General features: G+C 34.6%; 11 protein-coding genes. 1 reads left to right on the forward strand and 10 read right to left on the reverse strand.

Features of this window, described 5'->3' with window-relative positions; all coding sequences use genetic code 11:
• Positions 1-121: 121 nt before the first annotated feature.
• The 5 genes from tig to rpsO all read right to left on the reverse strand — a co-directional run bounded on the left by tig (position 122) and on the right by rpsO (position 6,060).
• Complete coding sequence (gene tig / locus Q9R40_RS03250) at positions 122-1,471, reverse strand: trigger factor (RefSeq protein WP_304676365.1); 1,350 nt, start codon at positions 1,469-1,471, stop codon at positions 122-124.
• Positions 1,472-1,629: 158 nt separating this feature from the next.
• Positions 1,630-2,820: an elongation factor Tu gene (tuf, locus tag Q9R40_RS03255; protein ID WP_004894320.1), complete on the reverse strand. Its 1,191-nt coding sequence runs from the start codon at positions 2,818-2,820 to the stop codon at positions 1,630-1,632.
• A 177-nt stretch (positions 2,821-2,997) separates the two neighbouring features.
• Positions 2,998-3,855, reverse strand: a complete 858-nt coding sequence (locus Q9R40_RS03260; RefSeq protein ID WP_304676366.1) for a hypothetical protein — start codon at positions 3,853-3,855, stop codon at positions 2,998-3,000.
• Positions 3,855-5,630, reverse strand: a complete 1,776-nt coding sequence (locus Q9R40_RS03265; protein WP_297940537.1) for a ribonuclease J — start codon at positions 5,628-5,630, stop codon at positions 3,855-3,857. Before Q9R40_RS03265 ends, Q9R40_RS03260 begins: the two co-directional genes overlap by 1 nt.
• A 160-nt stretch (positions 5,631-5,790) precedes the next feature.
• Complete coding sequence (rpsO, locus tag Q9R40_RS03270) at positions 5,791-6,060, reverse strand: 30S ribosomal protein S15 (RefSeq protein WP_004894315.1); 270 nt, start codon at positions 6,058-6,060, stop codon at positions 5,791-5,793.
• 194 nt (positions 6,061-6,254) lie between these two features.
• Between rpsO and rpsT the strand changes: the two genes are divergently transcribed.
• Positions 6,255-6,512, forward strand: coding sequence for a 30S ribosomal protein S20 (rpsT, locus tag Q9R40_RS03275; protein WP_004894312.1), 258 nt, complete (start codon positions 6,255-6,257; stop codon positions 6,510-6,512).
• Between the two features lie 68 nt (positions 6,513-6,580).
• On the opposite strand, the gene holA is transcribed toward rpsT, so the two are convergent.
• From holA to coaD, 5 genes are read right to left on the reverse strand one after another with little or no spacing between them, the layout of a single operon-like run.
• Positions 6,581-7,570, reverse strand: a complete 990-nt coding sequence (gene holA, locus Q9R40_RS03280) for a DNA polymerase III subunit delta (RefSeq protein WP_304676367.1) — start codon at positions 7,568-7,570, stop codon at positions 6,581-6,583.
• Complete coding sequence (locus Q9R40_RS03285; RefSeq protein ID WP_300593737.1) at positions 7,567-9,849, reverse strand: DNA internalization-related competence protein ComEC/Rec2; 2,283 nt, start codon at positions 9,847-9,849, stop codon at positions 7,567-7,569. The genes holA and Q9R40_RS03285 overlap by 4 nt, the downstream gene beginning before the upstream one ends.
• Entirely contained in the window at positions 9,806-10,492 is a 687-nt protein-coding gene (locus tag Q9R40_RS03290) for a ComEA family DNA-binding protein (RefSeq protein WP_304676368.1), read from the reverse strand. The genes Q9R40_RS03285 and Q9R40_RS03290 overlap by 44 nt, the downstream gene beginning before the upstream one ends.
• Positions 10,493-10,549: 57 nt before the next feature.
• Entirely contained in the window at positions 10,550-11,560 is a 1,011-nt protein-coding gene (locus Q9R40_RS03295; protein ID WP_304676369.1) for a SepM family pheromone-processing serine protease, read from the reverse strand.
• Positions 11,547-12,047 carry a pantetheine-phosphate adenylyltransferase gene (gene coaD / locus Q9R40_RS03300; RefSeq protein WP_300593731.1) on the reverse strand — a complete coding sequence of 167 codons (501 nt, stop codon included), beginning with the start codon at positions 12,045-12,047 and terminating at the stop codon, positions 11,547-11,549. Before coaD ends, Q9R40_RS03295 begins: the two co-directional genes overlap by 14 nt.
• Position 12,048: the final 1 nt, after the last annotated feature.

Here is a 12,048-nt window from a genome sequence, read left to right on the forward strand (position 1 = left end):
TTTATGTCAAAATAAGCTTAGCAATTCACTTTAACAGAGTAAAGAAAATTGTCTTATTAATTAATAGTAAAGAAAAAAGCGACTGTCATAGCCGCCCTTTTCTTAAACTAGTTATCAACTATTATTTATCAGCCTTTTTGTCGTCTTCTTTGGTTGACTTCTTAGCAGTTGACTTCTTAGTAGCTTTCTTAGCAACTTGCTTTGCCTTGTCAGCCACTAAATCAATAGCTTTTCTAATAGCAATATCATGCTTAAGCATATCATCACTCAAGCTACGACGAACAACTTTTTCGTCCATGTTGTAGTCGTGTGCCAAGTCCTTAATTTCTTGCTTAATTTCATCAGCAGTTGCGTCAAGTTTTTCTTTAGCAACAATTGCTTCCAAAACAAGGTTAGTCTTAACACGTTCTGCAGCACCCTTAGCTAATTGTTCACGCAATTGAGCTTCAGTAGTACCAGTTAACTTGAAGTAAGTTTGTGGGTCAATACCTTGACGTTGCATGTTGCCTAAGTATTGGTTCAATTGATTTTGAACATCTTCATCGATCATTGCTTGAGGAACTTCATCAATGGTTGCATTTTCAACTGCACCCTTGATTGCAGCATCTTGGATAGCGTCTTTTGCATCATCTTCCTTGTGCTTCTTCAAGTCTTTCTTGATCTTATCTTTTAATTCATCAAGTGATTCTACTGAATCATCAACATCTTTAGCAAACTCGTCATCTAACTTAGGTAATTCTTTAGATTTCACTTCATGAATCTTAGTAGCAAAGTGTGCTTCTTTACCAGCTAAGTCTTTTGCACCGTAATCTTCTGGGAAGGTTACAACAACGTCTACATCGTCACCAGCTTTGTGACCAATAAGTTGATCTTCAAAACCAGGAATGAAAGTACCAGAACCTAATTCTAATGAGTAATTTTGTGCACTACCACCATCAAATGGCTTACCATCAATAGTACCAGTGTAGTCGATAGTAACAGTATCGCCCTTAGCAGCCTTACCGTCCTTTAATACTAATTCAGCATTTTGTTCACGACGTTTGTTTAATTCTGCATCTACATCTTTAACTAAAACGCGAGTGTTTTGCTTAGGAACTTCAATACCCTTGTAGTCACCTAACTTAACTTCTGGCTTAACAGAAACAGTAGCTTTCATTTCCCAAGGCTTGTTCTTATCCATTGAAACTGGAGTAATTTGTGGTTGACCAACTGGGTCAATACCAGCTTCTTTAACAGCAGCAGTGTAAGCTTCTGGTAAAACGGTGTTTAAAGCATCTTCGTAAAGAGCTTCTTCACCGTAAAATTGATCAAAAACAATACGAGAAACGTGACCTTTACGGAAACCAGGTACACGTAAGTTCTTCTTAACACGTTTGAAAGCTTGATCTAAGCCCTTTTTTACTTCTTCTTGTGAAATTTCAAAAGTTAATTCACCGGATGTTTTACCGGTCTTTTCCCATTTTACAGACATTAATTAAATACCTCCGATGTCAAATTTGGGTTTGCTATTGCACACTTAACTATCTTACCCTAAACCTTGCTAAAACACAAATCCAGAGAGAAATTTGTTAATTTTTGTATAAAAAAAAGATGTATCCTAAGATACATCTTTTTTAAGAAAGTTTGGAATTAGTCAAGAATTTCAGTAACTTGACCAGCACCAACAGTCTTACCACCTTCACGGATAGTAAACTTAGTACCCTTTTCAATGGCAACTGGCTTGATCAATTCAACAGTGAATTCAACGTTATCACCAGGCATAACCATTTCAGTACCTTCTGGCAATTCAATCTTACCAGTTACGTCAGTAGTGTGGAAGTAGAATTGTGGACGGTAATCTGAGAAGAATGGAGTGTGACGACCACCTTCATCTTTGTTCAAGATATAAACTTGACCCTTGAAGTTCTTGTGGGTTTGAATTGAACCAGGTGCAGCTAAAACTTGACCACGTTCAACTTGGTCACGGTCGATACCACGAAGCAATACACCAACGTTATCGCCGGCTTCACCAAGATCAAGAGTCTTGTGGAACATTTCCAAACCAGTAACAGTTGACTTTTCAATCTTGTCAGTTAAACCAACGATTTCAACTTCATCGCCGACCTTAACAGTACCACGGTCGATACGACCAGAAGCAACAGTACCACGACCAGTGATAGTAAATACGTCTTCAACTGGCATTAAGAATGGCTTGTCAGTATCACGTTCTGGAGTTGGGATGTATTCGTCAACAGTTTCCATTAATTTTCTGATAACGTCTTGTTGTTCTGGGTCACCTTCAAGTGCCTTCAAAGCTGAACCACGGATAACAGGAACATCGTCACCAGGGTAATCGTATTCTGATAACAAGTCACGTACTTCCATTTCAACTAAGTCGATCAATTCTGGATCGTCAACTAAGTCAACCTTGTTTAAGAATACAACGATGTATTGAACACCAACTTGACGAGCAAGTAAGATGTGTTCACGAGTTTGTGGCATAGGACCATCAGTTGCAGCAACAACCAAGATAGCACCATCCATTTGTGCAGCACCAGTAATCATGTTCTTGATGTAGTCAGCGTGACCTGGAGCATCCATGTGAGCGTAGTGACGATTCTTAGTTTCGTATTCTACGTGAGCGGTATTAATAGTAATACCACGTTCCTTTTCTTCTGGAGCAGCATCGATTTGTGAGTAATCTTCAGCTTGTGCCAAACCGTCTTCTGCCAAAACAGTAGTAATAGCTGCAGTTAAAGTGGTCTTACCATGGTCAACGTGGCCGATAGTACCAATGTTAACGTGCGGCTTAGTTCTTTCGTAATGTTCTTTTTCTGCCATTAATATGACCCTCCTGTAAATTTGCAAGAAGTCCGTTGAGTAAGTAACGGATAATTCTCTGTTGATTATTATACTACTTTCAAAGGTAAAAGCCTAGCTCGTACCCCTTTGAAAATATCCTTTATTGATTATACTAGATCCACAGAAAATGTAAACCTTTTTTGCTCAATATCGGAACTAAAAATCAGAATTTGTTGCTTTTTCATATGCCAAATATTCATATATTTTATTTAAAAGTTTCTGGTTAGCTCCGCCCTTCTTTTGCTCAAGGTAATTTCTAAAATCATGAGCAAATTGATCCGGATCTCTAATATACTCATTTAAACGAGGATACAGCATCCCTAAACAAACATTCATCTCACCTATCATTATTGGTAGTTTGCTTGGATCTTGTCTAAAGTAATCCGCTAAGCTAACACAAACTTCACGATAAATTGGGCTTTTTTCAAGTAAGTCGGTTTCTTTAGGAATGAATTCTTTTAACTCTCCTAAAATGTAAACTTGAACTTTTTCACTATATCCAAGTTTTATTAAATCTTCGCATAAGGATAAGCGCAAAGCAAAATTAGGAGATGGATCCATTAAAATACTTTTTGCCAAATTAGTAAAGTTTTCCGTACTTAAGCAATATAGCAGTAAGTAGTCTTTTTCTTGAATATATTTAAGCTGTTTAAAATTTTTCATTATTTCTAATTGCTTAATTTGACTAACTGGTTCAACTTTTACCGGTAGCTTTTTTTGTAGTAAGTGTTCCAGCTCAGCTGCTTCAATTGCATAATGCTGAAAAGCTAAAATTTTAAGATAAGTGTCGTATACTCTTTGATTAGAAAAAAGGTCAGGCTCTTCCTTAATTAAAGAATATGCCTGATCCCCCTTTTCTTGGATTAAATATATTTCACATAGCTCACAAACAATATCTGAATCGTGACCTAACCGTAAAGCCTCAAGTAAATATTGCTTAGCTTGCGGCAAATCATTGTGCTTTTTAGCTTCTTTTGCTAAAAGAAGAAAGTTATCTTGACTTGCATGTGACATTAAGCTTTTGCCTTCTTTTGTTCTGAATCTTTTTTATGATGATTTTTTCTAACTGGACGTTTTTCAGAATTATTATCTTGATTATTCCGTCTAGCCATTGCACGGTGTCTATTTTGGTTAACTTCCATTACAACTGGTAAAACAACTGGACGACGACCTGTTTGCTTGTAAAGATATTTTTCAACATCATTACGAACATCTTGCTTTAATTCAGTCCAATCAAATTTCTTGTGTTCAAAGTTATTGTTTACTGCTTCTTTAATTACATCAGCAGCACCATTCATCAAGGCATGGTTAGCCTTAATGTATACAAATCCTCTAGTTGAAACACGTGGTTCTGAGATAATCTTCTTTTTCTTTCTGTCAATAGTAACTGCAGCAATGAAAACTCCATCATCAGATAAAACTTCCCGGTCCCTTAAAACGATGTTTCCAACATCACCTACACCAGAACCGTCAATCATGATATCTTCACCAGGAACCGCATCTGTACGATAGAAACGTCCTTTTTCTAAAGCATATGCATCCCCATTATGTGGTAAGAAAATATCCTTCTTATTCATACCTGCTTCAATAGCTAAATCTTTATGGATCTCAAGAAGACGATATTCACCAATAACTGGAATTAAGAACTTAGGCTTAAGTGTATCAATTAACATTTGCAAGTCTCGCCCAGTTGCATGTCCACTGGTATGCTTGTCTCTGCCAAGTTCTTTAACTGTTCCGCCAGCACGGTAAATCATATCGCTAGTCTGGGCAACCATAGTTTCAACAGAGTGTGAAGGAGTGGTAGCGATGAAAACTAAATCACCTTTCTTAATCTTAATCATACGGTGACGGTTAGTTGCCATCTTTTGAAGGGACTTAAGTGGTTCACCCATACGACCAGTTTCTAAGATTACTAATTCATTATCAGGAATCTTCTTTAAGTCTTTACTGTGAACAAGCAATCCCTTAGGCACATTTAAGTAACCTAACTTCATTGCTGTATAGACAATCTTACCAGCATCTCTACCTGTCAAGAAAACATGTCTTCCAGTGGCAGCCGCTGCTTGGAAAATCTCTTGAACACGGACGATATTTGATGCTTTTGCTGCAGCAATGATTCGACCATCATAATTCTCAAAAATATTGTAAATATATTTTTCAATACTAGTCTGACGATCATTCGGGAAGTTAGCTTCAGCATTAGTGGAGTCACTAAGAAGTGCGAGCACACCCTTTTGGGCAATTTCAGATAAACGAACAAAATCAGTTCGATAACCTTTTTTAGCTGATGGATCAAACTTAAAGTCACCAGTGTAGACAATCTCTCCTTCTTTAGTGGAAATATCAATTCCTAAAGAATCTGGAATTGAGTGCGTAGTCTTGAAGAAAGAGACATTTGCATTTTTAAATTCAATTTCTGTGTCAGCGTCAATAACATGGAACAAGTCGTTTTTACGACGTCTATTTTCACGTTGAACAGCGATCTTAGCCAATTCAATAGTTAATTTTGAACCGAAAACTGGAATATCGTGATCTCTTAAAATATATGGTAGAGCACCAATTGAGTCAGCGTGACCATGAGTTAAAAAGATACCGGCAATTTTATCGGCATAATCTTGGAAAAATTGTAAATCAGGAATAACAACGTCAATTCCTAATAAAGATGAATCAGGATACTTCAAACCTGCATCCATAATAAAAATTTCGTCTTCTACTTGAACAGCGTACATGTTTTTACCATTTTCACGTGCGCCACCCAAGATCATTATCTTAATCTTTTGTGACATTTTTTTGCTTCTTTCTATATTTACTTAAATTATTTATGGATCTTAATGATCAAAACGAAGTTAATCTAATTAATTTTACCATATAATAGTATGAATTTGAAAGGAACAAAAAAGCTACTCTTTAAGATAAAGAGTAGCTGAGGTTTATGAATTATTAGAATTAACGACGTAAACCTAACTTGTTGATTAATTCACGGTAACGTTGAATATCTTTGTTCTTTAAGTAACGAAGTAAGTTACGACGGTGACCAATCTTCTTAAGCAAACCAACGTATGAGTGGTGGTCTTGCTTGTTAGCCTTTAAGTGGTCGTTCAAGTTGTTGATATCACTAGTTAAAAGTGCAATTTGAACTTCTGGAGAACCAGTATCGCCATCGTGACGTGCGTATTCTTTGATTAATTCATCTTTCTTTTCTTTTGAAATAGCCATTAGAAAAATACCTCTCTTTTAAATAATTGCCATTAACAACGTTAACCGTCGGCGGCGGGAAAACAGCGTCAATGGTTCCAACAGATATTAATATTACATGGAAGTTTTTAAAAATGCAAGTCCAAATTACCTTGCACCAACGGCTTGTATTAAGTATAATTAACGAGTAAATCTATTTTATCGAGGTGATTTTGATGCCACAAATTAAATCAGCAATTAAACGTGTTAAGACTAATGCTACTGCTAACAAGCGCAACGCTGCTGAATTAAGTAAATTGAGAACTGCTGTAAGAAAATTCAACGAAGCTGTTGAAAATGACGCAAAAGATGTCCTCGATTTAGAAGTTAAAGCTGCACGTGCTTTAGATAAGGCTGTTTCTAAAGGTCTTATTTCTAAGAACAAAGCTAACCGTGATAAATCACGCTTATCTAAAAAGGCTGCTAACAAGTAATTATTTACTTGACACCTGATATTAGGCAAAATAAAAGCTCGGAGTTTTCCTCCGGGCTTTTTTGTTGTCTAAATTTTTAATAAAAAGAGCTTCAAAAATTCATCCCCATGATAAGTTCCGTTTTTGTAGCCAAAATCAAGTTCAATCGCCTGTTTTAGCAACACTGTTAATTTACTTAATGAGACTTTATTTTCAAGGGCTAATTTTACTCGATACGGATTCACTTTTAACTCTTTAGTAATTTGATCTTTACTCCACCGTCTATTCTGCAAAACTTTAACACAAGTCAAAAATTCAAGTTGAGATTCAAAAATAGCTAGTAGCTGAATTGCACTTGCGCCTTCTCGTAAATGATCCTCTAAACGTTGAGTAGCCTCTTGGTATTTTTTATCAAAAGCGGCTGTTAATATTTCAAAAATATTTTCTGAAAGAGAACGATCAATATTTTCATTAATTAGTGTTTCCGTGATCTTTTTATCTTCACCAACAATATTTTTTAATTTTACATAGTTACTTAAAGAGACATCTAAAACTTGGTCACTTCTTTGGATCAATATTTGAAGCGCCATATTAGTAATTTGATATCCTTCTTCTTTACTTATAGCCTTAATTATTCCACTTACTTCATAAGGCTTAAAAGTAGTTTCAATCACATTAACATGTTCAAGCAAAAGTTTACTAATCTTTTTTCTACGATCGATTTTTTCATAATTAGCTACAAAAACAACTATATCTTCTAAATCACTTAAATGCTCAATGATGTTAGTTAATTTTTCAATTTGTTTTTTATACTTTTGCGGTACTTTGGCCATTAAAAAGAAAGGATTTTTAACAACAACAATTTTCTGATTACTAAATAAAGAAGACTCTGTTAAAGTTGCCATCAATTCATCAAGTCCATCTTCAAGGCAGTCTACAATCACTTGATCAAGTTCAGAAAAAGATTTTTGATTGAGATAGTTACGAACCAAATAATCATTAAAAAATGAATCGGGTCCTTGAATCAAAAGATTAGCATTATTAGAATTAGTCTGTTTAAAAAGAGAGATTAATGTCATTTTGTATTTCCTTTATAAAAAGTCGTAATCTTATCACCTTGAAATGGTGAGTAATTCCAAGTAATTGTACCACTATCTTGCGTATTTAAATATGGAATACCTAAGTCTTTCAATGTTTTTAAAGTTTCTTGATGAGGATGTCCAAAACGATTATTGCGTCCTGAAGAAATAAAGACCAGCCGCGGATTCAACTGCTTTAAAAAATCTGGATCGCTAGAAGTTTTACTACCATGATGGCCCAATTTAAAGTAGTCAACTTGGAAATTATAGTGATTTTGTATTTCTTTTTCTCCTTCTCGGCCCAAGTCTCCAGTAAAAAGCCAGCGTTTATTCGCTAACTTAAAAGTTATAGATAAAGAATCCTCATTCTTCCCTAAGCCCGGTTTAAAAGGATAAACCACGTCAAAGTCGATCGTACCCTCTCTAACTTTATCGCCTGCAAGAAGTGGCATCAGTTGCACATCATTTAAATGATTACTTATTTTCCTCATAAAAGACTGATTATCAGTCAAACCTCTGGCAAAATATAGACGACTGACTGGAATTTGATCGAGCAACGCCTTTAAATCGCCAATATGATCTGCATCCTGGTGACTTAAAAATACTCCATCCAGATGATCAATCCCCTGAGCATATAAAAATGGAATAGTAATTCGATTTAACTGGGGCTCACTTTTTCTTTTACCAAAATTTAGCTTTCCGCCCGTATCTATTAAATATGTTTTTCTATTTAAGGGCGTAGTAATTAAAATACTGTCTCCCTGCCCTACGTCAATAAAAGAAACTTGTCCTTTTAACGGAAAATGAATCAAACAAAAAAAGCTAGTATATGCTCCAATTAGAATTACTCTTAGCTTTAATTTCTTTACGTTATGCTTAGGCATAATAATCAAAAACAAAGTCACAGCCAATAAAAATATAGTTTGAAACCAATTTATTTGCCCAAAAGTTATTAATCCCACCTGCTTATCAGCAATAAAATTAGTTAAGTCTGCAATGACTTTAAAAATTGGTTCACTTATTCTAACAATATCTGGTAAACCCCAAAATAGAAAAATCACAATAAAGGTTAAAGGTAAAAGAATAAAATTGAAAATTGGAACAATCAAGAAATTATAAATGATAGTTAAAAAGTTAATCCGATAAAAATTATGTAATAGAATTGGCGTAATTAATAAATTAAGAACTATATTTTGTTTAATTTTTTTAAAATCCTTACTTATTTCTAATCCAAAGACTAACAAATAGCTTAAAATCGCCCCACTATTTAAAAATAATAGCGGATTAAATATGAGATGAGTTAATGCTACTACTCCTAATTTATCTCCGCTGCTAATCATAATCTTCTTTCTTTTAAAGAAAACATTCCAAAAATAGCTTAAACTTGCTCGCACAAAACCAGCTTGAAAATTAGAAAGTAAGATTTCAATTATTAAAAAAAGAACACAGAAAATCGTTAGCTCTTCTTCTGTTCTTTTCATAATTGTTCCAAGCCACATAATTCCCAGAATATATAAACTTACGTGTAGACCAGAGATACTTAACAAATGGATAATTCCCAAGTCACGATAACTATTGAGTAAAACCTTATTTTCTGGACTAGGATTTTGTGCTAAAACCATCTCACTGGCAAAAAATCTTGTAAACTGGGGCATTTTTTCAAAATAATCTATCAGATGCTTACGTAAAATATGAATCCAATCAAAAATAGTAATTTTCTTAGGATAAAGCTCATAGCTTTCAAGCTTCACTCTTTCCTTTATTTTTTTACTACGATAATACTTTTGATAATCGAATTCACCTGGGTTAGTTGCTGGCATAATTTTTTCTACTTTTGCCTTGTAGTTTACTAAATAACATCCCCCAAAGTGATTTAATTCTTTCTCAAGTGACTTATTTATACTTCCACTAACTAAAACTTTATTCTTTTCAATTCTTCCCTCCCCATAGAAAAATTGGTCACTCACTTTCACCTGATCACTATATATTTCAATTGGTTCTCCAATTTTCGTTTCACTTATCTGCTGATTAAGTAAAGTTACAAGGGATATTATTCCTAAAAATAAAGCTAGTAATTGGCGATATTGAGGGAATTTATAGATGAGCAAAAAGCAGAAAAAAAGCAGAAAAATTATAGCTACAATTTTTTGGGCAAAAGTAGTAGTCTGCAAAATTAGAAAGGTAACTGAAATACATCCCAAACTAAGTAATAAATAAAATCCTGGTGCATAAAAACTAGAGTGCCAATTGATCTTTAAGCTTTTCAAAAGTCTTTTCACCAATTCCCGTTACTTTAGTTAAATCTTCAATTTGTTTAAAGCCGCCATTTTGATTGCGATAAGCAATAATTTGTTCTGCCTTTTTCTGCCCCACTCCATTTAATTTTTGTAGATCTTCGACGGTTGCAGAATTTAAATGAACCTGCTCAGAATTTGAACTAGCAGAATCTGAAGCGAATGAGTTAGTAGTGGTTGTATTTCCGACTGCAGATATATTCTCTATTTTTTCACCAATATGGGGGACATAAATTTGATCTTGATCCTTCAAAAGAGCTGCTCGATTTATTGCTTTTGTTTCCGCCTTGTCTGTTAAGCCGCCACATACTTTTAATAAATCATTTAAGCGGGCTCCATTTTTTAAGGTATAGACTCCACTATGTTTAACAGCCCCAGTAATATCTACCGTTACTGTATTTTGTTTAGATGGACTATTTAGGCCTGTAGTAGAGCTAGTACTATTACTTTTATTTTTAGAGAATTCCATTGATTGGCTCTTATTATTTTCACTTAAAACTTGGTTATTATTAATTGCCGGCTGATTATTTTTTTGAATAAAGTATCCACCAATTAAAATCACCGCTACAATTCCAATTACTAATCCTTTCTTTTCCAAGAAGAAGTCTTTTATTTTTTCAAAATCCATTTTTATCACCTCATTATTTATTACGAAAAAAAGCAGCAATTTTTTTGCTGCTTTTTCTTATTTTTCTAAATAATTTAGTGCATCTTCAAATCGAGCCACGGGTACAATTTTCATTTTAGTATGAATTTTCTTAGCAGTTCTTACCGCTTCCGCATAGTTTGTCTCACTCTGCTTAACTCCCGCTGGTTGATCAGTTGGAGCAAAGAAAACTTTCATTCCTTGACGACTAGCTGCTATTACTTTCTTATCAACGCCGCCAATCATGCCTACTTTTCCTTGCTCATCAATTGTCCCAGTACCCGCTATCTTTTTAGAGCTAAGATTTTTCCCGGTAAATAATTGATAACATTCAAGTGTAAACATTAATCCAGCGGACGGACCCCCAATATCACCCGCATCGATTTTTACTGAAGGCTTTGTTACTACCCGCGTATGATCTACAAGCTGAATACCAATTCCATAACGGTTAGTTCCAGAAAGTTTTACCGTTTCACCAGAAAAAGTTAGGTGTTTTTTCCCTCTAATAACTTCAATTCTTACCTTACTCTTCTTTAAAGAAGAAACATATTTAATTAATTCTTGGCTAGAAGTGAATTTCTTACCATTTACGTTAACTAATACGTCTCCTACCTTCAACTTATTCTTAAAAGTTGAATTACTCATTATTTCCATTACGTAAACGCCTAAGAACTCTTGACGATGCGGAATATTTGCCTTCTTAGCCGCATAGTAAATAGCATTATTTTGACTAGTTTCCATGTAATACTGCTGCATTTGGTTATATTCTGCACTAGTCGAGGTTCCCATTAATTCATCCTTTGAGTAGCGACTATCTGCTGGTCTCAAAAAACTTGTCAAATAATCAATCATTACCGCCGGTCGTTCACTTACGGTTACCAAATAAAAATTAGGATTAGCTTTTCTACTACTTTTTACATATTTACTCATCTGAAAAGCTTTACCAGGAGCTTCAATATAATATTGCGTTGGCCATAGACAAAAAACAACTGCTATTAAAAATGCCGCTATTCCTAGCAGCCAAAATTTTAATTTTTTATTTTTTTTCATTATTTCTGTTCCTCAATTTTTCTTCCAATGCAGCTGCTACTGGCTTTGGAACTAAGGTTGAAACATCCCCACCAAAAAATACAGTTTCTTTAATCATACTGGAAGAAATAAAACTATCTTCTGGCCGAGTAAACAATAGAACCGTATTTAGATCTGGATCTAAAGTCTTATTGATTCCAGCGATGTCACGCTCATAGTTAAAATCAGCTGTATTTCGCAATCCGCGAACAATTGCCCCTGCACCAAGTTCATGAGCCACTTCCACTGTCAATTCAGCTGGCCGCGCAATAACTTCAACTCTTTCGTTATTTTCAAAAACTCTTCTAGTCAATTCTAAGCGTTCTTCTTCATTAAAAAGATACTTTTTACTAGTATTGGTCATAATCACCACATATAATTTTTCAAACATATGGGAGGCAGCTTCAATCACCTCAACATGTCCATTAGTTATTGGATCAAAACTTCCAGGAAAAATTGCCTTTATCATT

Origin of the sequence: uncultured Lactobacillus sp., from assembly GCF_948948975.1 — a bacterium.
GTDB lineage: Bacteria > Bacillota > Bacilli > Lactobacillales > Lactobacillaceae > Lactobacillus.

Bases quoted from the DNA above. Each gene is read 5' to 3' on its own strand.
- tig (WP_304676365.1), bottom strand. From the start codon at position 1,471: ATGTCTGTAAAATGGGAAAAGACCGGTAAAACATCCGGTGAATTAACT.
- tuf (WP_004894320.1), bottom strand. From the start codon at position 2,820: ATGGCAGAAAAAGAACATTACGAAAGAACTAAGCCGCACGTTAACATT.
- Q9R40_RS03260 (WP_304676366.1), bottom strand. From the start codon at position 3,855: ATGTCACATGCAAGTCAAGATAACTTTCTTCTTTTAGCAAAAGAAGCT.
- Q9R40_RS03265 (WP_297940537.1), bottom strand. From the start codon at position 5,630: ATGTCACAAAAGATTAAGATAATGATCTTGGGTGGCGCACGTGAAAAT.
- rpsO (WP_004894315.1), bottom strand. From the start codon at position 6,060: ATGGCTATTTCAAAAGAAAAGAAAGATGAATTAATCAAAGAATACGCA.
- rpsT (WP_004894312.1), top strand. From the start codon at position 6,255: ATGCCACAAATTAAATCAGCAATTAAACGTGTTAAGACTAATGCTACT.
- holA (WP_304676367.1), bottom strand. From the start codon at position 7,570: ATGACATTAATCTCTCTTTTTAAACAGACTAATTCTAATAATGCTAAT.
- Q9R40_RS03290 (WP_304676368.1), bottom strand. From the start codon at position 10,492: ATGGATTTTGAAAAAATAAAAGACTTCTTCTTGGAAAAGAAAGGATTA.
- Q9R40_RS03295 (WP_304676369.1), bottom strand. From the start codon at position 11,560: ATGAAAAAAAATAAAAAATTAAAATTTTGGCTGCTAGGAATAGCGGCA.
- coaD (WP_300593731.1), bottom strand. From the start codon at position 12,047: ATGATAAAGGCAATTTTTCCTGGAAGTTTTGATCCAATAACTAATGGA.